We start from the raw sequence: 24,873 nt of genomic DNA, 5'->3' as shown, positions 1-24,873 counted from the left end.
TGTGTGGTTTTGAAAAGATTTGAAGCAATTAGTGAAGATACATTAATAGATCGACGAAACACATTATATAAGCTATAAAAAACCCTGAATTAGTTAAAATTTAGTCAAAAAAAAATGGCCTCCATTATTAATTGAAGACCATTTTAGTAAAAATCAATTATTGATTGAGCTCATATTTTAATGTCTTACCTTTCTGCACAGCAGGCAGCCCTTCTGTCATCCAAAGAGGTGCTGGAGCTCCCTTTAGGTAATGATCAAAGAATTGACTTAATCGAACTGATAAATCCTTTCTATTTTTACGTTGTACCAAATTGTGATCCTCACCATTATATTGAAGTAACCAAGCTGGCTGATTCAATCGCTTCAATGCCATAAACATCTCTATCCCCTGATACCACGGCACAGACCCGTCTTCGTCATTATGCATGATCAGTACTGGCGTTTTGACTCTATCCATAAAAAACAGAGGAGAGTTCTCTATATAATAGACTGGTTTTTCCCAAAGAGTCCCTCCTATTCTAGATTGTGTTTGCTCGTATTGGAACATGCGGCTCATACCTGTTCCCCATCGGATTCCTCCATAAGCTGAAGTCATATTCACTACCGGCGCACCAGCTCCTGCAGCTTTAAACATGTCAGTTTGAGTGATAAGATAAGCTACTTGATAACCACCCCAGCTCTGTCCCTGAATCGCAATATTATCAGCATCTACGAAGCCTTTGGCCACAATTGACTGAACACCTGGGATAATACAGCTATAGGCACTTGGCCCTGGAAGTCCCAATTCATATTTGATATCCGGTACAAAAACCAAGTAGTCGTTACTGACAAAATATGGGATGTTAATCGTTGAAGCGCTAGGTGCGGGAGCTCTATAATTGTGTAAACCATCACTATTTCTCTCATAGAAATAAACCATCATTGGATATTTCTTTGACTCATCAAAATTCTCAGGCTTGAACAGTAGGCCTTGCAAAGGATCTCCATCATTGCTCACATATTCCACTAATTCCACTGACCCCCAATTTACACTGGCCTGTTGAGGATTGAGGTTAGACACCTTCTTAAGATTCTTAAAACTCAGATCACCTAGATAAAGGTCTGGGTTCTCTTGATAAGTAGATTTGTTTAAAATAATTTCTGAACTTTCCTTGGCTTTGGTCAGTCCGGAATAACGATTTGCTGTCATTATTAACTGCTTTGGAGCAGTTTTGCCATCAAAAGAACCAGTGAAATAGCCAGCATCTTTTGTTTTTTCATTAAATGCAGTTAGTAATAACTGCCCTTTGGGATCGATACTACGCTCTTCTCTATCCAGATCCTGTCTTCTAAAAACTATGGAAGACTTTCTTCCTTCTCCCTGAGTCAAGTTAATAGCAGAAGAAGGATTTTCAGGGTCTATTTTCCAAATATCGAACCTATCATATACCAGAAATGCCTCATCACCAGCTAGCCAACCCGCGTTACCATAGCTTCCAGGAAGAGATGGTGAGTCATGCAACTCTTCGTAGAATACTTCTGAGAGTTGTTTGGTTAGATTAATTTTCGATTTCTTCGCTACATCGTAAGCTACCCAGCTACTATCACGTCCATCATACCAGTAAACATACTTGCCTTCTGGTGAAATCGAAGGAAATCCTGAAGCGTCCTTCTCAATCAAGGTCTTTGAACCATCGGTGAAATCAATCAAGTACAAATCTCTACCAATCTGAATATCCCAACTGTAATTGATCCGATAAGGGGCATCTGAATAGGCCAGCCCAAAATCACGCTCTACTTTTGGTTCCAAGCTCACATTTTTCACTTCTAAATCAGCAAGTTGAGTGATTTTATCAGTGGTAAGATTTATAGCAGCTAGGTAAGAGAAACGTTCTTCCCTTCCCTTATTCTTGAGCTGCATGGGCTGAATCTCCGAATCCTGCCATCCCCAAATATCCAAGCTAACTCTTTGATCGTCTAATATTGTGGTATCACTTTCATAGCTATAATCTACGTAGTCTGGAGCTACACCAAAAAATAGGCGTTCTTCACTTTCAGAGAATTTAAGATTACCATTCTCGCTTATTCTCCCATTACTTAAAATTCCCTCAGAATCTTTTGTTACAATTTCTTTAAGATCAGCAGTAGCAGTCTTTACAAGGAAAAGTGAATGATATGGTTTCTTAGACTTTGCAGAATCATCGGTTGCTAAATATGCCAGGTACTTTGTTTTAGGTGAGAATGTTACTTCAGAATAGGAAGTCATGCCTTCAGAGATCAGTTTACTCTCCCCGCTCTCAAGGTTAAGTAGGTATAAAGCAGCATTGTCTAAGGTATCTTCCTCGGCAAGGACGTAATGAAGAAAAGCTCCATCTTTGGAGAAGCTGTATGACTTCACTCGTTCAAAATCATAGCTCAGAGATCCATCCAATTTCCTTACGTTAAGCAGGGTTCCGTCAGTCTTTTTAGGTTTTTCAGCTTTAGTGGTAGAATCATTTTCGACTTCTTTATCCACTTTAGCTTTCTCTTTTTTCTCTTTTTCAAAATGAATAGCAACCCAACTTCCAGCCTTTTCAGGGAGTGAAAATGATTTTACTCTTGGGAATTTCTCCAAACTGCCGGCTTCCATATTATAAATGAATAGGCTGTCAGTTGGCATATCCTCCTTCTTAGCCTTTTTCAATTTCAATAAATAAACTGAATCAGCCTCAGGAACTATTTTTCCCACCGCATATAAATCATCTGCAGAAAATTCAAAGGAAGTTCCTCGTGGAATAACCTGACGGGTTGAGGGATTTTTGAAAGAAAAAATCTCCAGCCTATCATCTCCATCTTGAGGGCTGATTTGAAAACCCACCCATTGGCCATTTTTAGTTATTTTCTCAGAAGCCATTCTTTCCCAACCATCATAATCGGCATGGGTCAATGGTCTTTTCTGTTGCGCAAAAAGAATTTGCGATACCAAGAGTAACACTAAAAGTGTAGCTCCCAATTTGTGAAATTTCATAGTAAAGTAGATTAGCTAATAGTATAGGACCAAGAACCCAAAAATCGCATTTTCGATAATACTTTTCGAAAAACCGGCTATCAGGCACCCCTCAAAAGTAAATTACCCACATACTATTCACTAACCGCTCAAAAAAAAGCTGGAAAAACCAGCTTACTATTTTTGTATGATTAGCTCAAAAGTTTCTACACCATAAGTATCGAAACCAGGAACCGGTTTACAATCAGGCAACTTTCTAAGCACATAATCAATTCGTTCATGCAACCCTTTATCTACATCGCTTAACACTTCAAATCCCATCAAACTTCCCTTGGAATTTACTTGAAGTAGAATTTTCACCTCGTCAATCAGAGCAGATTTTTTGGTTCTAAATAAAAAAGGGGAATAACTATCTATGATATCAAGCGTATTTTCAGACCAAACCCAATGAGAATTCAAGTTGGTAGCTAAATTATTTTCCACAGCAGAAAGTGGCGTAAAAGTCAAATCTGTTGATTCACTGGTTTTTGAGGAGCTAGAAGCACTTTCTACACTTCTCAACTTCAGCTTATGGTATTCAACAAAATCATTTGTAGCGATAGCACCACCATTAGAAACCTGGGCCACCAGTGGGTTACCTGCAATAGGTGTAAACAGACAAAAAATAACGACTAAATAACTTAAAACTCTTAGAGAGCGCATTTTCATAATATCGAAGTATAAAAACAAAATATGATTAACCTCAATGTTGCCAGTCAACTTAGATTCTTTGCTTATCAAATTGGAAGAGCGGTGACCGAAGTGGCCTCACTTCTTAAGTTACCTTGCTTTTGCCACCTTCTGGTAGAAAAGCGGATATACATAACACAAAAATACAGCTTTTAATTTTTCAAATACAATTTTATGTATTATAAATTTTAAACAGAAAACAAAAAAGTCTCGCCAAAAGCAAGACCCTTTTCAGAATATAAACCCAAATATAACTTTAGAGATTAAAAGTTTCAGAAGAAATTAAACTAAAATTTGGAAATGCAAATGATCTCAAATTTTAATTCGACTTTTTACTCTATGAACAAAATATTCGATTGAACATTTATATCAGGTCCAAAGTAAGTAGATTTTACTTTTAATTACAAATTGAAAAAAAAATTTTGCTATATTTTGAACAATCTCTAATTTACAGGCAGATTCATTAACAATCATCCAAAATCACTCGATAAAAATGGACAAAATTTTAGATATCGATAACATAGACTTAAAGATCATTTCTCTTTTGAATGAAGATGCGAAGACTCCATACACGGAAATCGCTAAAAAAGTCTTTGTATCCTCAGGAACTGTTCATGTGCGCATGAAAAAACTAGAGGATATGGGTATCGTAAAAAGTGCAACTTTGAATATTGATTTCTCAAAACTAGGATATGACATTTCCGCATTTTTAGGCATCTACCTTGAAAAAAGCTCCTTATACGATACTGTTATTGAAAAACTCAAGACAATTTCCGAAGTAGTAAGCGCTTATTATACGACAGGAAACTATTCGATTTTTGCAAAAATTATATGTAGAGACACCAATCATCTGCGATTTGTGCTTGACAATATTCAAAAAGTGGAAGGAATTGATAGAACAGAAACATTGATCGTATTGGAAGAATCAATAAACAGACCTATACAGTTTTTTGATAAGGAGAAATAAGCCAATTAAGATTAAATCTAAATAAAAGATTTATACAAATTCATTTAAAACGAAAAGTATTGAACCTTCAATACTTTTTTTTTGTAAAGACGGTATAGATTGGACGATAAGGGCATTTTCTATCGAACACTTATATGCTCGATAGAATTATCCAATGAGTAAAAACATATTATTTTCATTATATGTTGTACCTTCGCCGTTAAAATGTAATTAGTCTAAATAACTCAGCAAAAATGAGCAAAGACAATCAAATTTTAGAAGAACTAACGTCAAAAGAATACGAACACGGATGGTCAGTGAACTATGAAGCCGATGAGGCTCCTGTAGGGTTAACTGAAGAAACTATCCGATGGATTTCTGCCAAGAAAGAAGAGCCTCAATGGCTTCTTGATTGGAGATTGAAAGCGTTCAAAACTTGGGAGGGCATGGCTGAGCCGAAGTGGGCTAATGTGCACTACCCTAAAATTGACTTACAAGCTCTCAAATATTATTCTGCCCCAAAACAGACTAACAAACCAAAGAGTTTGGATGAAGTAGATCCTGAATTGCTGGATATTTATAAGCGCTTAGGTATTAATTTGAATGAGCAGAAGAAACTCCAAGGGATAGCTGTGGATGCAGTTCTTGATTCAGTTTCTGTAGCTACTACATTCAAAGGAACTCTTTCTAAACTTGGAATCGTATTCTGCTCTTTCAGCGAAGCTGTAAAAGAGCATCCTGAATTGGTTAAGAAATATTTAGGTTCGGTCGTACCAATGACTGACAATTATTATGCAGCGCTAAATTCTGCTGTATTCTCTGACGGTTCCTTCTGTTTTATTCCAAAAGGCGTTCGTTGCCCAATGGAGCTTTCTACCTATTTCAGACATCAATGCTGCAAATACCGGTCAGTTTGAAAGAACACTGATTGTGGCTGAAGATGAATCTTACGTATCCTATTTGGAAGGTTGTACAGCACCGCAGCGTGATGAGAATCAATTGCATGCGGCAGTAGTAGAAATCTACGCTGGAGCTCATGCTGAAGTTAAATATTCAACTGTTCAGAACTGGTTCCCAGGTGATAAAGAAGGAAAAGGCGGGATTTACAATTTCGTAACTAAACGAGGTATCTGCGCGGGTGACTTCTCCAAAATCTCTTGGACACAAGTAGAAACAGGTTCGGCAGTGACTTGGAAATATCCTTCTTGTATCCTTAAAGGAGATAATTCGATCGGCGAATTTTATTCTGTAGCCGTTACTAATAATTATCAGCAGGCAGATACGGGAACGAAAATGATTCATATTGGTAAAAACACTAAGTCAAGGATCGTTTCCAAAGGTATTTCCGCAGGTAAATCCCAGAACTCTTATCGAGGTCAAGTTCAGGTAATGAAACGTGCGACAAATGCACGTAACTTCTCTCAGTGTGACTCTCTACTGATGGGTGATCGCTGTGGAGCACACACATTCCCTTACATAGACATCAATAACCCAACAGCGAAAGTAGAGCATGAAGCGACTACTTCGAAGATCGGTGAAGACCAGCTTTTCTATTGCAACCAACGAGGTATCGCTACTGAAGATGCAGTTGCTTTGATCGTCAACGGTTATGCAAAAGAGGTATTGAATCAATTGCCAATGGAATTTGCTGTTGAAGCACAGAAGTTGTTGGCATTGACGCTAGAAGGATCTGTTGGGTAATGGAATTTGAGATTTGAAATTTCTGATTTGAAATTATGGCAACCATCACTCGCTTTGAAGATCTAGACATCTGGAAAAAGGCGAGAGAATATTGCAAGATTATCTTTGACTTAACTCAACAAGAGGGTTTTAGCAATGATTTCAGTCTGAAAAATCAAATTAATTCATCTTCTGGATCTATCATGGACAATATAGCTGAAGGTTTTGAGCGAGAAGGAAATAGAGAATTTATCCAATTCTTGAGTATTGCCAAAGCATCAGCAGGAGAGTCAAGGTCTCAACTTTACAGAGCTTTTGACAGAAAATTTATCACAGAAGAAACACTTAGTATAACTAGTGAAAAAAGTCTCGAAATCAGCAAGTCTATTTCCGGCTTTATAAAATATTTAAAGGACAGTGAGATAAGGGGAAACAAGTTTAAAAGCTAAAAGTAAGGTTGCCCCAATTTCAAATATCAAATGTCAAATTTAAAATTATGTTAACAATAAAGAATTTGCACGCCTCTATCGAAGGGACTCCAATCCTAAGAGGTATCAACCTAGAAGTGAAAGCAGGAGAAGTTCATGCGATCATGGGACCAAATGGTTCTGGTAAATCTACTCTTGCCTCAGTTTTGGCAGGTAGAGAAGAATATGAAGTGACTGAAGGAGAAGTTTCTTTCAAAGGAAAAGATTTACTTGACCTTTCTCCAGAAGATAGAGCAAGAGAAGGTGTATTTCTTGCATTCCAATACCCTGTAGAGATTCCAGGAGTTAGCTCGACTAACTTCCTAAGAACTGCAGTAAATCAAGTGAGAGAATACCGTGGTGAAGAAGCCCTTGACGCGGTGAAATTCTTGACACTGATGAAAGAGAAAATGAAACTGGTAGAAATGGATCAGAAGCTGCTAAGCAGAGCACTGAACGAAGGTTTCTCTGGTGGAGAAAAGAAGAGAAATGAGATCTTCCAAATGGCTATGCTTGCCCCTACCCTTTCTATTTTGGATGAAACTGATTCAGGACTTGACATCGATGCGCTTCGTATCGTTTCAAACGGAGTGAATCAACTGAAATCAAAAGATAACGCAACTATAGTGGTAACTCATTACCAGCGTTTGTTGGATTACATCGTTCCTGATTTTGTTCACGTTTTATATAAAGGACAAATTGTAAAATCAGGTACTAAAGAGCTTGCACTAGAGCTAGAAGAAAAAGGATACGACTGGATCAAAGACGAAGTAGATTCCAAGGCGACCGTTTGATTTTCATCCTAACACATCACTCATGAGTACGCTTATTAAGCAAGATATACTTGTGGAATTATTGGCAAATGCAGGAACTGGCTTTGAGCAAGTTCGTGTAGCAGGAAAGGAAGCTTTCCAAGCCCAAGGATTCCCTACCAATAAATCAGAAGAGTACAAATTCACCGCGATCACTAAAAAGATAGAGCAGAGAATTCAAAACTTTCAGTTAGCAGGAGCTTTTGAAGTAACTGCTGAGCAAGTGAAATCAAATGTATTTGAAGGTTTCGAAGGAGATGTTTTGGTATTTACCAATGGGCATTTCCAGCAAGCACTTTCTTCTACTGTAGAGGGTGTGGAGACCTCACCTCTTTCAGAAAAAGCTAGTACAGCCCTTGGAAGTATTGCTAAGCCAGAGAAAGATCCGTTTTGTGCTTTGAACCAAAGTTCTTTTGACGGAGGGGTTTTCATTTCCGTTCCAAAAAAAGCTCAGATCCAGAAGCCTATCCTATTCTTGAATTTCTTTAAAGCTAACGCTGGTCAAGTGATTCAACCTAGAGTTTGGATTGAAGCTGGGGATTTCGCAGAAGTAACTTTCATCAATCACAGTGTGAACCTTAGTGACGCATCCTACTTTGTAAATAAAGTTGTGGAAGTGAAAGGAGGAGTAAACACTCAGATACGTTACTACAAATTGCAGAATGAAGGTGAAAATGGGATCGAGGTAAGCAATATAGAGACCGACATTCAGAAAGACGGAAGATTCACTTCAGTGAACATTTCACTCTCTGGAGAAATGGTGAGAAACAACCTCAGCATCAATATCCTTGGAAGCAATTCTGAAGGCAATATGTACGGTTTATATTTGCTTGATGGCAAATCTCACGTGGATAATCATACCAATGTGGATCATACTGTACCACACAGTGAATCCAATGAGCTATATAAGGGTATTCTGGCTGGCAGTTCACGAGGAGTTTTCAACGGAAAAATCTTTGTAAGACAAGATGCTCAGAAGACCAATGCTTTTCAGCAGAACAACAATATCCTCTTATCAGAAGATGCTGTGGTGAATACTAAACCGCAACTCGAAATCTGGGCTGACGATGTAAAATGTTCTCACGGCTGTACAACCGGTCAGTTGGATGAAGAAGCATTATTTTACCTACAAGCAAGAGGAATTGGCAAAGAGCAGGCAAGAGGTCTATTGCTTTATGCAGTAGCTGGAGAAGTAATCGAGCATATCACAGATGAGAGCTTCCGAGACTATTGCATAGCGCAAGTTCAGGAACGCTTAGGAAGTAACTTCTAAGAAATGGGATTAGACATAGAAAAAATCAGAGGTTTGTTCCCCGTGCTTCATCAAGAAGTGCATGGCAAACCTTTGGTCTATTTTGATAATGCCGCTACAACTCAAAAGCCTCAAGCTGTACTTGATGCACTGACGAATTATTATCAGCATGATAATTCAAACATTCACCGCGGAGCTCATGCGCTAGCTGATCGAGCAACTCGTTATTTCGAAGAAACGCGAGAGGCTATTCAGCATTTTATAAATGCCCGCGAAGCTGCAGAGGTCATTTTCACTAAGGGAACTACAGAAGGCATCAACTTGGTAGCTTCTACTTTTGGGAGAAAATTCGTGGAAAAAGGTGACGAGATCATCATTTCTACATTGGAGCATCACTCCAACATTGTGCCTTGGCAAATGCTTTGCGAGGAAAAAGGAGCTATTTTAAAAGTAATTCCTATCAACGAGGCTGGGGAAATTCTTTTCGAAGAATTCGAAAAACTACTTTCTCCTGAAGACCAAATTGGTGAGTATCGTTCACGCATCGAATGCGTTGGGAACCATCAATCCTGTCAAGCAGGTAATTGATGCAGCACATGCTGTTGGAGCAAAAGTTTTATTGGACGGAGCGCAAAGTTCCAGTCACTTGAATATTGATGTGCAGGAGTTGGATTGTGATTTCTTTGCTTTCTCAGCGCATAAACTTTATGGTCCTACGGGTCTTGGCTGTTTGTACGGAAAAAGAGAAGTATTTGAAACCATGCCTCCTTACCAAGGTGGTGGAGAGATGATCAAAGAAGTGACGTTTGAAAAGACTACTTACAATGAAATCCCTTTCAAATTCGAAGCTGGCACTCCAAATATTGGCGATGTCATCGCTTTCAAAGCGGCTATTGACTTTATCAACGAACTAGGTAAAGATGCTATTAGAGCACATGAAGACGAGCTACTTAGCTATGCGAACGAGCAACTGTCCCAAATCAAGGGCTTTCTCCCAGTAGGAACAGCTAAGGAAAAAGTCAGTGTACTCTCATTCAATATCAATGCAATGCATCCTTACGATGTAGGAATGATGCTCGATGCTAATGGAATAGCGGTAAGAACTGGTCATCACTGTACGCAGCCATTGATGAAAAGATTGGGACTGGAGGGAACTGTGAGAGCCTCTTTCTCGGTTTATAACTCGAAATCAGAAATAGATAAATTGGCAGAAGGCCTAAGCCGAATTGCCAGAATTAAAAATAAATGAGCAGTATTCAGGAAGTTCAAGATGAGATAGTTTCGGAATTTGAAATCCTTGGGGATGACAAAGAATCCACGATTTATTACATCATGGAGCTGGGTGGAAGCCTGGAAGATTTCCCTGAAAATGAGAGAATCGAGGAAAATACCATCAAAGGTTGCCAATCCAAAGTATGGTTGATTGCGGATGAGAAAGATGGAAAAGTACATTTCCAAGCTGATTCCAACACAGATATTACCAAAGGATTGATCTCACTTTTATTGAGAGTATTGAACTATCGTAGCCCAGAAGAGATTATCAAGGCGGAATTAAATTTCGTAGAGAGAATCGGAATGGGCTCTATCATCGGAAGTCAGCGTTCAAATGGATTTGCCTCGATGATCAAGCAAATAAAACTATACGCTTTGGCTATTCAAACCAAGCAAAATGCCTGATAGTATGTCAACAGAAAGTAAAACGGAAACATCAGTAGGACAAATAGAAAACCTAAAGGAAAAAGTGATCCAAGCCATTAAGTTGGTTTATGACCCAGAAATTCCTGTGGACGTGTACGACTTAGGGTTGATCTATGAGATCACAGTTTACCCCGTAAATAATGTATATGTGTTGATGACATTGACATCGCCTAATTGTCCTTCTGCGGAATTTATCCCTTCAGAGATCAAGGATAAAATCCAGCAGATTCAGGGAATCAATAATGTGGAGATCGAACTAACCTTTGACCCACCTTATTCTCAGGATATGATGTCTGAAGCAGCCAAACTTGAATTGGGCTTTCTTTAATTAAGAACTATATAAACTAGTAATATTATGTATCCAGAAGAATTGATCGCTCCAATGAGAGCGGAACTTTCCAGCGTAGGATTTGAAGAGTTCAGAACAGCTGAGCAAGTTGCAACGCATCTTGGTCCAGACCATAAAGGTACTACCCTTGTTGTAGTGAATTCAGTTTGCGGTTGCGCGGCAGGAGCTGCAAGACCAGGAGTAACTTATGCGGTAGAGAATTCACCCGTAAAACCAACTACACTTGCTACCGTTTTTGCAGGAAACGACAGAGATGCAGTGGAAAAACTTAGAGAGCTTTGTCTTCCTTACCCTCCATCTTCTCCAGCAATGGCACTATTCAAAGACGGGGAATTGGTTCACTTCATCGAGCGTCACCATATTGAAGGTAGAAACGCAAAAATGATCGGCGACCACTTGGTTGAAGTATTCGAGCATTTCTGCGCATAATATAAAAATAGCCCTTCGGGGCTTTTTTTATTCCTGAATTTCAATAATCAGGTACAAACAATAGAAACAAACTAGACTTATTGGAGGTTTAATAGTAAATCGATAGAATTTCTTAAAATTTCTTTCACTTTCACAGGAATATTATTCCACCAAGCTATTTTCACCGCCAAAAAACTACCTGATTTTATTATCTTACGACCCTAATTCGAGGTTTTTTAAAATACGCAATCCAAACAATAATTATATGTCTGAATCAGCTAAGCTTTCTTTCAAAGGACAAGACTATGAATTCCCGGTAATCACCGGAACAGAAAATGAATCAGCGATTGATATCGCAAAACTTAGAGCATCCTCAGGTCTTATCACCCTAGACCCAGGATACAAAAACACAGGAGCTACAAAAAGCGCCATTACTTTTTTGGATGGTGAAGAAGGAATTCTTCGCTACAGAGGTTACAGAATTGAGGATCTGGCGGAGAAATCCACCTTCCTTGAGGTTTCTTATTTATTGATTTATGGAGAACTCCCTACTCAAGCTCAGTATGAAAGTTTCTCAAAAGAAATCACACATCACACACTAGTTCACGAGGACATTAAAAAGATTCTTGAGGGATTCCCGTCCAATGCTCACCCAATGGGCGTGCTTTCTTCAATGATTTGTGCACTTACGGCGTTCTATCCTGATTCGTTGAATCCTAACAGAACCGAAGAGGAAGTAAACTTGAGCATTATTCGTTTGATCGCAAAGATGCCAACTTTTGCAGCATGGGCATACAAAAACGAAATGGGTCATCCGGTAAACTATCCAGACAATGCATTGGACTATTGTTCAAATTTCCTGAAAATGATGTTTGCGCTTCCTGCTGAAAAGTATGACGTAGATCCAGTAGTAGCATCAGCATTAGACAAACTTTTGATTCTTCACGCAGATCACGAGCAGAATTGCTCCACTTCTACTGTTAGAATTGTTGGTTCTTCTCAGGCAAGCATCTACGCTTCTATTTCTGCAGGTATCAATGCGCTATGGGGTCCGCTTCATGGTGGAGCAAACCAATCTGTAATCGAAATGCTGGAAGCAATCAAAGCAGATGGTGGAGACGCGAAGAAGTATCTTGACAAAGCTAAAGACAAAAATGATCCATTCAGATTGATGGGCTTTGGTCACAGAGTTTATAAGAACTTCGATCCAAGAGCAAAAATCATCAAGAAAGCAGCTGATGATGTATTGGAAAAATTAGGTGTTAATGATCCAGTTTTGGATATAGCCAAAGAGCTGGAGCAAGCAGCATTGAATGACCAATACTTCATCGATCGTCAGTTGTATCCAAACGTTGATTTCTACTCAGGAATTATCTACAGAGCGCTTGGTATCCCAACAGACATGTTCACAGTGATGTTTGCACTAGGCAGACTTCCAGTGCTGGATCGCCCAGTGGAAAGAAATGCGTGAAAATGGTGAACCAATCGGTCGTCCAAGACAGGTATATACTGGAGAAAATGAGCGTGACTACGTATCAATGAATAAGCGTTAATCGTAGAATACTTTCCCCAACTCAATAAAATAACCAGCTGAATCAGCTGGTTATTTTATTTATATGCAAGTATAGCTGCAAATTAACAACTGGTATTAAATTTGGGCTTTCACCCCTAACCAAACACTATAGAAATGTCTAGCAACACCTTTGAAGAAGCCGTAGCAGCAACAAAAAAATTCACTTCCAAACCAAGTAACGAGGAGCTATTAAAGCTTTATGGCCTATACAAGCAGGCTACTGAAGGAGACAATGAAACAGAACGTCCTGGTGGATTTGACTTCAAAGCAGCTGCCAAGTACAATGCTTGGATGAACATGAAAGGTAAGTCCAAGGAAGAAGCTGCTGATCAATACGTACAACTAGTGGATCAACTCTCAAAAACACATGCATAACAATAAAAGCCCGAAATTGGGCTTTTGTAGTTCTTAGACTAATGCAGATTTTCAAGAAGTGGTATCCTTTCTCGAAAATCTTGATGCGATAATACTACCTGCAATTAGTTGCTGAATGTGATACAACATGAGTGGAAGCAGAACCAAACCCAACGTAGCAGGATCTGGGAAAATCACTTTCCCAATAACTACACCTTGGACAAGTGACTTTTTGGAGCCACAAAATAATGCCGTCACCCGGTCTTCCCAGCTAAAGCCCAGCATTCTCGTCAAGACTTCAATAACCACCCATACAAGGAAAAATAATCCAAGCATGGTCGCTCCCACCTCGAGCAAAACGCTGGATTTGTATGGCGAAAAGACATCCTGAGAAAATGACTGTGCAAAAGAGGTAAATACGATGATCATGATGACCGACTGATCCACGTATTTCAATGCTGATAGATGTTTCTCTATTTTTGGGAAGAGCCATCTATGTGCTAATACACCCACTATTACCGGCAATAAGACTTTCACAGAAAGCTCTCCCAGTGTAGGCAAGAAATCCATTTCAATGTCTGAGGAATCTGCCAGAATCCCCATCCAGGCTGGAGAAATTACCACTCCAAGTAGACTGGAAATACTGGCATTGAAAATAGCCCCCGGAATATTACCATGTGAAATAGAAACCATCACTACCGAGGCACTGACTGTGGATGGAAGTACGGAGAGGTAAGTAATTCCTAATTGAAAATCCTTGTCTATCCAGCTCATAAAAGGCAAAAGAGCAAGCACTAGCAATGGAAAAATCACAAAGGTGGTGAGCTGAATGAGTACATGTAGCTTCCAGTTTTTTAACCCGGTAGCCAACTGTACTGGATCAAGCTTCACTCCGTAAAAAAAGAAAACCAACCCTATTCCAACATTGATGATAGGTTTCCAAGGCACTGGAGATTGATTAGAACCTGCAAATGGGAATAACCATGCTAAGAAAATAGCGGCAAATAATCCTAGCAAAAACCCGTTAATTCCGACTTTATTGAGTGTTCTGGCTAACTTTTGAATCATCTGACTAACAATCGCTTGAAATTATCGCAAAGTATGGCGGTAGCGATAGCTACATTCAATGACTCAGCTTCACCGAATCCCGGAATCGTCACCTTATCTGTCACTACAGCTTCAAGTTCTGTAGAAATTCCGTTTGATTCATTTCCCATCAAAATCACTCCCTCCTGGATTTGATTCATTTGGTGAACATTTTTTCCGTTCAAAAATGCTCCATACACAGGAACATTCCATTGCTTAAAAACAGCTTTTAAATCCGCATAGAAAAAGTTGACTCGGGTAAAAGAGCCCATGCTGGATTGGATTACTTTAGGATTGTAAAAATCAGCCGTCTGGTCAGAAAAAACCAGATTTTTAATGCCATACCAATCTGCAATTCTAATGATAGTTCCGACATTTCCTGGATCTCTCACATCGTCAAGGCCAATTACGAAATTACCCTTTGGGAAATCAAAAGCGCTGTTTGTTTTCATGTGAACTACGGCTAGCGCACTGTCATTGCTTTGGTATTGACCTAGAGTTTCAAGTTGATTCTGAGTAGCCAAAATCACCTGGACACCAGACTTACCGATGAGACTTTTATACTTTTCAAAGAATGAATCTGTAGCCACAAGTAAGTCCAGCCTGAAATCTGAGTTCAATACTTCTACAACACTCTTTTCACCTTCCACAAAGAACTTTTGTTCCTGATTTCGGAATTTCTTTTGATGTAAGGATTTAATAAACTTAACTGTATTTTTGCTAAGCATTCGGATCGACTCTGCCATTTTGAAATTCACCAAATATATACTTTTTATCTGTGTCCTCTGGGCCATGTATGCGTGCTCGCTGAGCAAAAATTTGCCTGAGGGCAAGTATGTCCTTGAGAATAATGAGCTTAAGGGAGTACAGAAAGCTAATCATCTTGAAATTGAGAATTTATTTTTTCAAGAACCTAATACCAGAATCCCACTTACCAATTCCTCCCTCGGGGTGAGTATTTACAGATTTGGTCAGCTCTTTTACGATTCTGCGAAAGTGAGAGCAAAACTAGCTCTGAAAGAATCGGAACTACAAGAGATAAAAACATCTCTTGATGAAGAACAGACAAATCGAAAGCTTATTAAAAAGCGTGATAAAGTCCAGACAAAAATTCAGGATCTGGAAAAAATGGAAGAATATGGCAATTTCCTAATGAGAACAGGAAATCCGGTGACTATCCTTGATAGTGCAGAAACCAAAAAAACGGTAATAGAAATTGATAATTACCTCTATAATAAAGGTTTTTTGGATGCTCAAGTCTCCTTTGAAGTAGAGACCAAAAAGAAAAAAGCGACAGTAACATATATTCTGGAAGAAAAAGAACCCTACGTACTAGATTCGATTTATACCAACTCGGTGAATGAAGGCTTATTAACCTTGATCAGAGAAACAAACACAAAATCATTTATAGTAAAAGGAGATAGCTACGATCAAAGCAATTTCACTAAAGAAAGAGCACGTCTTGAAGAGCTTTTCAAAAACAATGGATATTACATGTTTACAAAAAGTTTTATCGATTACAATCTCTATTACGATACAACTTCCAAAAAAATTAACGTTGAGCAACGGATCCTCAAGCCCTCTTTTGCAGATAAGCATGAAGTCTATAGTGTTGATTCAATCACTTTCAAAATAAGTCCGCCTAGTGATGAGTTTGTGGATGAAAAAATCCAGCGAAACTATCGTGATATTGACTTTACATTTTATAGAGATCGTTTTTCCACAAAACTCCTTAGCTCCAGAATATTGTTTGATGAAGGGCAAATTTACAAGCGAATAGACATCGTAGAAACTCAAAAGCAGTTAAGTAACCTTGACCTCTTCAGGTATATAAACATTTCATTTGATACTGTTGGGACGCGTCTTACGGCCAAGATCCTAACTCAGCCTAATCAGAAATATCAGCTGACCAATCAGCTAGGTTTGAGCATAACAGAGCAATTGCCCGGGCCATTCTTCAGTACTGTGCTGAGAAACAGAAATTTCTTTAGAGCGGGGGAAATTCTGGAGTTCAACGCACGAATAGGTTATGAAGGAGTAGCATCAGCAACAGATCAGGGAGTTTACCAAAGTAAGGAATTTGGCGCATCTGCCTCTGTTATTTTCCCAAGATTCCTTATTCCATTTTATGGAATAAGCTTACAGAAGTTTGGACAGTACAATCCAAACACTAGAACCCAACTTGGCTATAATTATACTAATCGCCCGGAATACACCCGTTCTGGTCTCAATGCACTTCTCGCATATACCTGGGTTACCCGAGGCAATAGACAGCAGTTCACCATCAATGCTGCAGATATTAATTACATTAGAACACCTAATATTTCTGATGAATTTGGGCAGGTATTGCTGGATTTGGAAGACCAGGGAAACAACCTAATCTGGTCTTTTCTTCCATCTTTAATCAGTAGCGTATCTGCTCAGTCTATCATTAACTTCAATGATTATGGCAACTATAATTCAACCAATAAAGCGTCGCTGCTCAAGCTCTTTGTAGAAAGTGGCGGAACTACTCTGAATTTTGTAAACGCATCAAGCAATAACGAAACTACTGATTTTGCCCGATTCCAATGGCTAAAACTTCAAGCTGATTTCAGAAGATATTATCCCTTAAACCAAAAGTCTACTATTGCTTATCGCGCTAATTTTGGAATAGCAAACCCCTATGGAGTGAGTAGCGGAATTCTCCCGTACGAAAAGTATTTTTTCGCAGGTGGAGGTACAAGTATAAGAGCTTGGCAAGCGAGGCGATTAGGTCCAGGAAGCTATACACCTCCTATAGGCGAAAAAGGACGGTATGATTATGCTTTCGAGCAACCTTCAGAGATGATCTTTGAAACTATGTTGGAATATCGAAGAAACTTGGCTGGATATTTCGACATGGCAGTTTTTGTCGACGCAGGAAATGCTTGGATGATCGGTACTGATAGCTCGCGTCCAGGATCTGATTTTAGATTTAATAGGTTCTATAAAGAAATAGCAGTGGGAGCTGGAGTAGGTTTACGGATGGATTTCAATTTCTTGGTAATCAGGCTTGACTTGGCTACCAAAGCAGTAGATCCCTCAATGCCTGAAGGAGAGCGCTATGTGTTGGATAATATATCCTTCAATAGACTCTTTGGTTTAAAAGGTCAAACTGTGCTTAACTTTGGCATAGGTTATCCCTTCTAATAAAAGAATTACAATAAAAATGTCACGCAAGAGCAAAGAAGAAATAGCTGAAATCTACAGCCAAATTCAGGATTACATCTGTAGCCAACTAGAAATAGCCGATGGATCTGGCAAGTTTATCGAAGACAAGTGGGAAAGACCAGCTGGTGGTGGCGGTAGAACCCGAATTTTTAAAAATGGACAAATTATTGAAAAAGGCGGGGTTGCTTTCTCGGCTGTGCATGGGCCAACCCCTGATAAAATTCTAAAAAAGCTAAACTTAGATCAAACTGACTTTTTTGCTACAGGCGTATCTATAGTCTTGCATCCAAAAAGTCCAATGGTTCCGATTATCCACATGAACATTCGTTATTTTGAAATGGAAAATGGGGAATATTGGTTTGGAGGAGGAATAGATTTAACTCCACACTATATAGATGTGGCAGATGCAAAATATTTCCACCAAGAAATAAAAAAAGTCTGCGATGAATATAATGTAGACTATTATCCGAAATTCAAGAACTGGGCAGATGATTATTTTTACATCAAGCATAGAGATGAAACACGTGGAATCGGAGGTATTTTCTACGATAGACTAAAGGCTAAAGACGATCAGGAGTTTGAGCATATCTTACAATTCAGCTTGTCCTTAGGACGTTTATTTCCAGCTATTTACGGGTATTTCATGAAGAAAAACTCTCAAATTCCATTTGGTAAAAATGAAAAAGCATGGCAAAATCTAAGAAGGGGACGCTATGTAGAGTTTAATCTCGTTTGGGATGCAGGAACTAAGTTTGGCTTGGACACCAATGGAAGAACTGAGAGTATCTTGATGAGTATGCCTCCTACGGCCGAGTGGGAATATATGCATGAACCAGAAATTGGCTCACAAGAAGAATTGACACAAAGTCTTCTAAAGAAAGGAATTGACTGGTTAGCTTAAAACTTATGTTAGAAAAACTCAAAAACTGGGATGAAGAATTATTCCTCTGGTTGAATTCCTATCACGTTGATTGGCTAGACGCGGTATTTTTCCAAATCACTCAAACGATCACTTGGATACCCTTCTACTTAATCGTTTTGTATTTCATTTATAAGAGTGACCCGAAAAAGTAGCTGGTGGGTATTTGGTGGCATTGCTTTAACAATACTTTTGGCAGATCAGACTACATCAGGTCTAATGAAACCCCTATTTGAACGTTTGCGGCCTTGCCATGATGAGCGATGGTCAGGAATGATTCATAATTATGGGAGGTGTGGCGGATTATACGGGTTTGCTTCGTCCCATGCAGCAAATACATTTGGGTTTGCCACTTTTCTTAATTTAAAAATGAAAGGAAAACTTCGATTCTTGCCTTGGTTGTTTTTATGGGCAGCGGTAATATCCTATACCAGAATATATTTAGGGGTGCACTATCCTACAGATATACTGGTAGGAGGAATTGTCGGTGTTTTGGCAGGGTTTATTAGCTGGTTTATTATAGTGTTTGTCAGAAGAGAGATTTTAAAACTAATACTTAAAGATTGATACACAGAAATACCCATAGTTTTATTAAAATCATTCTATTTTTTAAACATTATTCAAATTCAAGTACTTTTTTCCTTAGAGTTTTTAAATTTGGGGAAGGTTTTTTATTGAATAGCTTTCTGACTTTTAATTAGACGCCAGCCGAATGTATTATTCTCTTTTTCGAAAATTATGTTGCCTGCTTTTTCTGCCTTTGGCTATAGGTGTAGACCTTCATGCTCAGGACACGCATCACTGGAGCAAACAATTTGGTACTAGAGCTGCTCTCCTTGGTGGTGCTGTGCTCACTGATACGTTGGACAATGCTGGAGTATTTTATAATCCTGGTAACCTCGGCTACTTGGACACCACTTCTCTTTCTATAAATGCCAACCTCTATGGTCTAGAAAACATAAACATTCAAAATGCACTAGGTCAACGAGCTGATTTTAAAGGCATTCAATTCAATACTGTCCCGCTGCTAGTGAGTGGATCGCTTGCCACAAAATCAGATTGGAATCTGAGTTATGGCTTACTTACTCCTGTAAGTTTTAATTTCAATGGAGTAGCTAGAATAGTGGGGGAATTCGATGTCGCAGGAGAGGAATTAAGTCCAGGTAAAGAAGAAGTAGTCTCTGAATCAGGCATTATTACCAAAGTCCAAGAGACGACAGTAGCTCTTGGGATCGGCAGAAAACTAAGCTCTAATTTAGGGTTTGGGATAAGTCTATTGAATACCATTCGCACAGTCAACTATTCTTACCGATTCTCTGCAAAAGCATTAACGAACAATGAAGATTACATTTTGATGGCTAGAACTCAAAATGAATTCATTAACTATTTCGCCTTGCGAACCGCATTAAAATTAGGCTTAAACTATCAGAATGACAGTTATGGTTTCGGGTTGGCAGTGACTAGTCCAGGACTTGACTGGCTAGGCAATGGTACAGTAGCACAGGATCTTACCCTATCTAATATTAATACTGCTGGCTCAGATCAGCCTTTAACCGCATTTGCTTCAGATCGACAGGAAAAATTAAAAACTAATTATAAATCTCCATTTGAAATAGCATTTGGTGCTCATAAAGCTTTTAATCGTTCTATCATTAGTTTCAACCTCACCCACTTTGGAGGATTTGACAGATATAGAATTATAAATGCATCCCCGGGAACACTTGTTAGACCCGATAATGGAAATTCAATCGACAGTCAGGATTTTTTAAATGTAGAAACAGCAATGAAACCAGTTACAAATTTTGCGATTGGATATGAAAATCGATGGAAAGAAAATATCACATTATTAGGGAGCTTTAGAACTGATTTCAGCTATTTTGATAAAGAAAGTGTAGAAAGCAGACAATTAAAATCCGAAATCACTCAATGGGATATCTTCCATATATCAATGGGTACAGAAATAAAAAAATCTCGGAGCAGCCTAACACTTGGTATTATTTATAGTTTTGGTTCAACTCAAGAATATTTACAAAGGGGTAGTTTTTACAATGTAGAAGCAGATCAACTGCTGGAAGGCGCACTAGTTGTGACTAAAGCAGGATATACAAATTTTGGACTTTTAATAGGGTATGCATTCAATTTTAAGAAATTCAATTAACAGACTATGAAAAAACTTATATTCTTTGCTTTAGTCTTTGGATTTTGGTCACAAGAAATTAAAGCTCAAGTGACTACAGTCAATTTAGACCTGATCACTGGCAAAATAAACGGTGGTAAACCTCTTCCGACTGAGGAAGAGTTTTATATACAGGGATCAATTCCTGAAAAAATAGAAATGGTAAAGCTGTTGATTTACCCATCTAAAAAAACCGACAAGGCGGGCTATACATATTTTTGGAAAGCTCCATTTGGTTATGATGACCTCTCCTATCACCTATTAGTGGCTGATCCACTGCGGTCAAACACTGACTATTATTTAGAATTTGGTTATTACCAAAAAGCTGGCGCCGATCAGATCACGGAGGTGCGTTCGCTCATTCATCAAAACATCAAAACCTACCTTAGTACCGTCACTACGATCAAAAAAGGAGGAATAAAATTTTCAGAGTCAGATGAAGTTTTGATCAACAATCTATCAAAAATTGTTGAGCAGGGTGCTTATTATTTTGAATTGCCAAATGGAGAGAAATTCCCTGGAATTCAGTGACATCACCAAAGCAAAACTGGAGCAAAGAGGAAAGCTGAAAATGGGCAAGGCAAAGTATAATGTAACCGGAATGTCGGAAGCTGATAACGCTAGGGCATTGTTTGCGGATGAATACATTACCGATTTAGAGAACATACTCTTCTCAGAAGTAGATCAATACCTAAGTCCTAATATGCTGGTAAGAGTAAATGAAAATACCTTTGATAGTTATCCTACTGAAAAAACAGCAAATTCCCTACCTATCAATGTGGGCTATGGAGCTATCTCCCTAAGTAAAGGATTGCCAGATCAGGAATTTGTGACCAGCCCTTATGCAGGAATTTCCTTTCCTCTTGGAAATAGAACATTTGCTAGATTCATGAATAACATGTCCATCTCAACAGGCTTCTTTTTGTCCAATAAAATGGAAAACCAACTTGGCGAAAAAATCTCAGGACCAGTTTTAGATAGACCTATTTATGTAGGCTTGGGTTATAATTTCTTCAGATTCATCCGGTTAAACGCCGGAGGGACATTCATCACCACCGAGCAACTTAGTGGGCAAAGCGCAAAATCCTTCCAACCATTTGTTGGAATAAGTGCTGAATTCAATCTTTGGTTGGGTATTGGAAACAAAAAAAGATAGGGACATGAAAAAGCTAAGTTTATTAATTCTCGCTTTTGCCTTTGCCTATTCTGCACAGGCTCAACTGCATGGCTACAAATGGAGATTTGGAGCAAGTGCTGGCACCACCAACTACTTTGGAGATATTCGTCCTCTTAAAGCAGATAATTTCCAGAATTTTACACAATACTATAAACGCTACAAAACCTATTCAGAGCAACTATCCTATCAAGTTTCTATAGAATACGCACTTGGAAATTCCGTGGGATTAATGCTTACAGGAGGCAGTTATCAATTTGGTTCCAGTGATAGGTTTATACAAAATGATGGAACGCTCTATACTGAGAGTCCTTCATTTGATCGTGCATTAAATTTTCAGACGGATGTATATGATGCAGGATTATCTTTTGTAATCAAGCCTGATAACAATTGGCTGCTATCAGGAAAGTCATTCTTTGCACCCTACCTGACTTTAGGCTTAGGGGTTCAAAGCTTCAGCGTCAAAGGAGACTTGCTTGATGCTGATGGAAATCGATACGATTATAACAACCCTAATGTAATTCCTGATGGAACTTTCGAAACTGACTTGACATCATTAGGGACAGAGCGATCTGATAATTATAAAACAAGTTCCTACTATGCCAATCTTGGTTTAGGCGTACGTTTCAGAATCACAAAAACCATTGAAATATTTGCCCAATCAGATTTCAAGAGAACTAACACTGATTATTTGGATGATGTGTCCGGGCTTTACAGATCCACTTATGACAATGATTTCCAAGCATATGCAGCAAAGCCAGGCACCAATATAGTACCTGCTGAAAACCCATATAGAGGAATGGAGAACGGCCGTCCTGACTGGTACATTTACCATGGAATAGGTATTAAATTCAGTCTAGGTGCTAATAAAAAATCCTTCAATCCACCTGTAATTACGCAGCGCTACACTTACGTCCCAACTGAGCTTTCAAATTCTCAATTGGCTAGAGAAGACTCGCTGGAAAGAGCTAAAATGGGGGCACAAGCTATTACCAATAATTACTTCACAGTAATTCAGCTACCTGAAACTAGACAATCACTAAGAACGCAAACAGTAACAGACTCGGCTGCTTTGGTACAAATAAAAGCCATGAGAGATTCTCTGCAGAACAGTAGAGCGCGGGTGAATGAAGAAATGGCATCAACTGAACGTGAGTTAGCAGGCATTGATGAGACAATTGCTCTTGCCCAGCAAGATTCAAGCGTTTCTGAATCCGTGACACAAGCCAGAGTACAGAACTTAGAAGGTGAAAAATCCATAGCCCAGGGGAAAATGACAACTTTGAATACCCTTGCTTTAGAAAACCAATTCAAACTGGACTCTCTCAATTCTATTCAAATTAACACCACCACTTCATCTATTGACTCTGCGTCTATGATGAAGGAATTAATTATATATCCTGGTCAGGTAAGTAGAATTTTATATTCCAGCAACGGATCAGTATTGTCTCTAGATTCAGCCTCACAAGCACAATCTGCTTCATCAAGATCGGCATCAAATCCTGAAACAATGACACGGGAGAAATTTGATGAGGAAATGGAGAAGTTCCGTGCTGATATGCTTACAGCCCAAGCGACAAGAGATTCTGCCATGATGATGGCCTTTGCAAATAAAATCCCGGTGTATGAAACTCCCGAGCAAGTCGAAGCGGCCCCTCAAGAGTTGACGATCAACACTGAAGCTATGGATGACAAAACCGCTAAGAAATTAGAGAAAAACAGAAAGAAACAGGAGAAGCTAGACAAGAAAAACAATGAAGTCCTCAAGGATGCCTCGCTCGTAGGAGGTACTGCAGCAACCACGGCAGCAATTACCTCTAGTGGAGATAAAAAGACAGAAGAATTAGCAGCGGCAAATGACTCTACACTACGTGCCCGCATAGCTATGGACTCAATACTTATAGACAGTCTCTCAAATCTCCCACGTATGGTGGACACAGTGACCGTCACGGAAGTAATCGAAAAGAACATAGAAACGTTACTTAATGAAAGTAAAGTAGAAGTGTACTTTGCAATAAATGAATCTACGCTAGCTGATGAAGAGCGCGAAAAACTTGAACCTATATCAGAATTCTTAAAGAAAAATGAGGATGTAGTGGTAGAGTTAGTTGGATTTGCAGATAACACCGGTTCGGTAGCCTACAATCTCGCACTTACTGAAAAACGTGTAGCTGCTGTCACCGAGGCTTTCACTGATTATTACAAAATAGATGCAGAACGGATAACAGTTAGCAACGGGGGATTAATCGTGAGAGGAAGATCTAAAGGGTCTGTTGAAACAGACCGAAAAGTAGAAATTCGTGTATTAAAAAAATAAATCATATATAAATTAAAGAAACTAAACTTTCAATGAGATGAAAAAGGTATTCACAACCCTCTTTTTGCTTACCGCGATTACAGCCATATCATATGCACAGGAATTAAGAATCAACACCTACGCTGGGTATGTATTTAAAGATAATGTAGATTCATATTATTCTAGTAGTTCCTATTTCAACGGTCAGATTCAAGATGGATTGAGATGGGGAGCAGGGATAGAGTACCATATCCCAAATAAAGGAGCAATCGAACTCCAGTATCTACGTCAAGACACTAATGCGCCTACGATTTATCAAGATGGTGGCATTTTTGGGGGACAAATCCAAAACACTGATTTCGATATGGCCATCAACTGGATCATGTTGAATGGCACGAGGTATTTCAAGGTGAATGAAATCGTAGAGCCATTTGCTGGAGCGGGTTTTGGGTTGGGTATATTTAATGTTTCAAATCCCGACAATGGCAATGAAAATTCTGCCACAAAGTTTGCCTGGAATATCCGTGGAGGATCTAATTTTTGGTTAGCCGAAAATATTGCTATTCGAGTTCAAGCTTCATTATTCTCAGCAACTCAAGCTATTGGCGGCGGTCTTTACTTTGGTACAGGAGGAGTTGGAGGAGGTCTTTCAAGTTATTCCAGCTTATATCAATTTGGCTTAGAAGGAGGTTTGGTTTTTAGAATACCTCAGCCTGCAAAATAGTTTCAAAATCCCATTTCAATTGAAAACCATCGAGAAACCCCAATTATTCTCGATGGTTTTTGCGTTATTTGCG

At 38.9% G+C, this 24,873-nt stretch carries 20 protein-coding genes and 3 pseudogenes; 19 read left to right on the top strand and 4 right to left on the bottom strand.

Translation table 11 applies throughout. From position 1 onward, the window contains the following. Window positions 1–157 precede the first annotated feature (157 nt). Both AC0L6R_RS19315 and AC0L6R_RS19310 read right to left on the bottom strand, forming a co-directional pair. Window positions 158–2,986, bottom strand: a complete 2,829-nt coding sequence (locus tag AC0L6R_RS19315; protein WP_473272694.1) for a S9 family peptidase — start codon at window positions 2,984–2,986, stop codon at window positions 158–160. Window positions 2,987–3,142: 156 nt separating this feature from the next. After that, complete coding sequence (locus AC0L6R_RS19310; protein WP_473272693.1) at window positions 3,143–3,745, bottom strand: hypothetical protein; 603 nt, start codon at window positions 3,743–3,745, stop codon at window positions 3,143–3,145. A 442-nt stretch (window positions 3,746–4,187) separates the two neighbouring features. Here AC0L6R_RS19310 and AC0L6R_RS19305 point away from each other — a divergent pair, with 442 nt between their 5' ends. The 11 genes and pseudogenes from AC0L6R_RS19305 to AC0L6R_RS19255 all read left to right on the top strand — a co-directional run bounded on the left by AC0L6R_RS19305 (window position 4,188) and on the right by AC0L6R_RS19255 (window position 13,254). Further along, a complete protein-coding gene (locus AC0L6R_RS19305) occupies window positions 4,188–4,661 on the top strand; it encodes an Lrp/AsnC ligand binding domain-containing protein (protein WP_057935770.1) in 474 nt (157 codons plus the stop codon). 233 nt (window positions 4,662–4,894) lie between these two features. Then, window positions 4,895–6,341 (top strand): annotated as a pseudogene (sufB, locus tag AC0L6R_RS19300) (Fe-S cluster assembly protein SufB). A gap of 35 nt (window positions 6,342–6,376) precedes the next feature. After that, window positions 6,377–6,769 (top strand): four helix bundle protein, encoded by a 393-nt coding sequence (locus tag AC0L6R_RS19295; protein WP_473272692.1) that lies wholly within the window; start codon window positions 6,377–6,379, stop codon window positions 6,767–6,769. Between the two features lie 47 nt (window positions 6,770–6,816). Further along, window positions 6,817–7,581, top strand: a complete 765-nt coding sequence (gene sufC / locus AC0L6R_RS19290) for a Fe-S cluster assembly ATPase SufC (RefSeq protein ID WP_283412642.1) — start codon at window positions 6,817–6,819, stop codon at window positions 7,579–7,581. Window positions 7,582–7,603: 22 nt separating this feature from the next. Further along, window positions 7,604–8,872 (top strand): Fe-S cluster assembly protein SufD, encoded by a 1,269-nt coding sequence (gene sufD / locus AC0L6R_RS19285; RefSeq protein WP_473272691.1) that lies wholly within the window; start codon window positions 7,604–7,606, stop codon window positions 8,870–8,872. A 3-nt stretch (window positions 8,873–8,875) separates the two neighbouring features. Then, window positions 8,876–10,100, top strand: a pseudogene (locus tag AC0L6R_RS19280) (SufS family cysteine desulfurase). Then, window positions 10,097–10,528, top strand: a complete 432-nt coding sequence (locus AC0L6R_RS19275; RefSeq protein WP_283412645.1) for a SufE family protein — start codon at window positions 10,097–10,099, stop codon at window positions 10,526–10,528. The pseudogene AC0L6R_RS19280 and the gene AC0L6R_RS19275 overlap by 4 nt, the downstream one beginning before the upstream one ends. Next, window positions 10,521–10,877, top strand: coding sequence for an iron-sulfur cluster assembly protein (locus AC0L6R_RS19270; protein WP_283412646.1), 357 nt, complete (start codon window positions 10,521–10,523; stop codon window positions 10,875–10,877). Before AC0L6R_RS19275 ends, AC0L6R_RS19270 begins: the two co-directional genes overlap by 8 nt. Before the next feature lie 27 nt (window positions 10,878–10,904). Continuing rightward, on the top strand, window positions 10,905–11,327 hold the full coding sequence (locus AC0L6R_RS19265; protein ID WP_283412647.1) for a BrxA/BrxB family bacilliredoxin: 423 nt from the start codon (window positions 10,905–10,907) through the stop codon (window positions 11,325–11,327). A 244-nt stretch (window positions 11,328–11,571) separates the two neighbouring features. Next, window positions 11,572–12,859: pseudogene (locus AC0L6R_RS19260) on the top strand (citrate synthase). Window positions 12,860–12,993: 134 nt separating this feature from the next. Then, complete coding sequence (locus AC0L6R_RS19255) at window positions 12,994–13,254, top strand: acyl-CoA-binding protein (RefSeq protein WP_339868240.1); 261 nt, start codon at window positions 12,994–12,996, stop codon at window positions 13,252–13,254. Window positions 13,255–13,305: 51 nt separating this feature from the next. Here the strand turns inward: AC0L6R_RS19255 and AC0L6R_RS19250 are convergent, their stop codons facing one another. Both AC0L6R_RS19250 and AC0L6R_RS19245 read right to left on the bottom strand, forming a co-directional pair. Continuing rightward, window positions 13,306–14,301, bottom strand: coding sequence for a bile acid:sodium symporter family protein (locus tag AC0L6R_RS19250; protein ID WP_473272690.1), 996 nt, complete (start codon window positions 14,299–14,301; stop codon window positions 13,306–13,308). Next, complete coding sequence (locus AC0L6R_RS19245; RefSeq protein ID WP_473272763.1) at window positions 14,298–15,047, bottom strand: TrmH family RNA methyltransferase; 750 nt, start codon at window positions 15,045–15,047, stop codon at window positions 14,298–14,300. Before AC0L6R_RS19245 ends, AC0L6R_RS19250 begins: the two co-directional genes overlap by 4 nt. A 19-nt stretch (window positions 15,048–15,066) precedes the next feature. Between AC0L6R_RS19245 and tamL the strand changes: the two genes are divergently transcribed. From tamL to AC0L6R_RS19205, 8 genes are all read left to right on the top strand, one after another. Beyond that, on the top strand, window positions 15,067–17,490 hold the full coding sequence (gene tamL, locus AC0L6R_RS19240; protein ID WP_473272689.1) for a translocation and assembly module lipoprotein TamL: 2,424 nt from the start codon (window positions 15,067–15,069) through the stop codon (window positions 17,488–17,490). A 19-nt stretch (window positions 17,491–17,509) separates the two neighbouring features. Beyond that, entirely contained in the window at window positions 17,510–18,412 is a 903-nt protein-coding gene (gene hemF / locus AC0L6R_RS19235; protein ID WP_473272688.1) for an oxygen-dependent coproporphyrinogen oxidase, read from the top strand. A 237-nt stretch (window positions 18,413–18,649) separates the two neighbouring features. Beyond that, window positions 18,650–18,997, top strand: coding sequence for a phosphatase PAP2 family protein (locus tag AC0L6R_RS19230; protein WP_473272687.1), 348 nt, complete (start codon window positions 18,650–18,652; stop codon window positions 18,995–18,997). A gap of 145 nt (window positions 18,998–19,142) precedes the next feature. After that, window positions 19,143–20,588, top strand: a complete 1,446-nt coding sequence (locus AC0L6R_RS19225) for a hypothetical protein (protein ID WP_473272686.1) — start codon at window positions 19,143–19,145, stop codon at window positions 20,586–20,588. A gap of 6 nt (window positions 20,589–20,594) precedes the next feature. Further along, the gene (locus AC0L6R_RS19220) at window positions 20,595–21,137 is read left to right on the top strand and encodes a hypothetical protein (RefSeq protein ID WP_473272685.1); all 543 of its coding nucleotides are present in this window, start codon (window positions 20,595–20,597) and stop codon (window positions 21,135–21,137) included. Further along, entirely contained in the window at window positions 21,109–21,762 is a 654-nt protein-coding gene (locus tag AC0L6R_RS19215; RefSeq protein ID WP_473272684.1) for a hypothetical protein, read from the top strand. The genes AC0L6R_RS19220 and AC0L6R_RS19215 overlap by 29 nt, the downstream gene beginning before the upstream one ends. A gap of 4 nt (window positions 21,763–21,766) precedes the next feature. Further along, a complete protein-coding gene (locus AC0L6R_RS19210; RefSeq protein WP_473272683.1) occupies window positions 21,767–24,097 on the top strand; it encodes an OmpA family protein in 2,331 nt (776 codons plus the stop codon). Window positions 24,098–24,134: 37 nt separating this feature from the next. After that, on the top strand, window positions 24,135–24,800 hold the full coding sequence (locus tag AC0L6R_RS19205; RefSeq protein WP_283412657.1) for an outer membrane beta-barrel protein: 666 nt from the start codon (window positions 24,135–24,137) through the stop codon (window positions 24,798–24,800). Window positions 24,801–24,873: the final 73 nt, after the last annotated feature.

The organism is Algoriphagus sp. 10J20-15 (assembly GCF_055809615.1).
The sequence above is the reverse complement of the archived record's forward strand: the minus strand, read 5'-3'. Positions and strand labels throughout refer to the sequence as shown.

Coding starts and splice junctions, on each gene's coding strand:
- AC0L6R_RS19295 (WP_473272692.1), top strand. CDS start 6,377: ATGGCAACCATCACTCGCTTTGAAGATCTAGACATCTGGAAAAAGGCG.
- AC0L6R_RS19245 (WP_473272763.1), bottom strand. CDS start 15,047: ATGCTTAGCAAAAATACAGTTAAGTTTATTAAATCCTTACATCAAAAG.
- AC0L6R_RS19205 (WP_283412657.1), top strand. CDS start 24,135: ATGAAAAAGGTATTCACAACCCTCTTTTTGCTTACCGCGATTACAGCC.
- AC0L6R_RS19315 (WP_473272694.1), bottom strand. CDS start 2,986: ATGAAATTTCACAAATTGGGAGCTACACTTTTAGTGTTACTCTTGGTA.
- AC0L6R_RS19255 (WP_339868240.1), top strand. CDS start 12,994: ATGTCTAGCAACACCTTTGAAGAAGCCGTAGCAGCAACAAAAAAATTC.
- AC0L6R_RS19210 (WP_473272683.1), top strand. CDS start 21,767: ATGAAAAAGCTAAGTTTATTAATTCTCGCTTTTGCCTTTGCCTATTCT.
- hemF (WP_473272688.1), top strand. CDS start 17,510: ATGTCACGCAAGAGCAAAGAAGAAATAGCTGAAATCTACAGCCAAATT.
- sufD (WP_473272691.1), top strand. CDS start 7,604: ATGAGTACGCTTATTAAGCAAGATATACTTGTGGAATTATTGGCAAAT.
- AC0L6R_RS19250 (WP_473272690.1), bottom strand. CDS start 14,301: ATGATTCAAAAGTTAGCCAGAACACTCAATAAAGTCGGAATTAACGGG.
- AC0L6R_RS19270 (WP_283412646.1), top strand. CDS start 10,521: ATGCCTGATAGTATGTCAACAGAAAGTAAAACGGAAACATCAGTAGGA.
- AC0L6R_RS19230 (WP_473272687.1), top strand. CDS start 18,650: ATGAAACCCCTATTTGAACGTTTGCGGCCTTGCCATGATGAGCGATGG.
- AC0L6R_RS19215 (WP_473272684.1), top strand. CDS start 21,109: ATGGAGAGAAATTCCCTGGAATTCAGTGACATCACCAAAGCAAAACTG.
- AC0L6R_RS19305 (WP_057935770.1), top strand. CDS start 4,188: ATGGACAAAATTTTAGATATCGATAACATAGACTTAAAGATCATTTCT.
- AC0L6R_RS19220 (WP_473272685.1), top strand. CDS start 20,595: ATGAAAAAACTTATATTCTTTGCTTTAGTCTTTGGATTTTGGTCACAA.
- AC0L6R_RS19275 (WP_283412645.1), top strand. CDS start 10,097: ATGAGCAGTATTCAGGAAGTTCAAGATGAGATAGTTTCGGAATTTGAA.
- AC0L6R_RS19225 (WP_473272686.1), top strand. CDS start 19,143: ATGTATTATTCTCTTTTTCGAAAATTATGTTGCCTGCTTTTTCTGCCT.
- AC0L6R_RS19265 (WP_283412647.1), top strand. CDS start 10,905: ATGTATCCAGAAGAATTGATCGCTCCAATGAGAGCGGAACTTTCCAGC.
- sufC (WP_283412642.1), top strand. CDS start 6,817: ATGTTAACAATAAAGAATTTGCACGCCTCTATCGAAGGGACTCCAATC.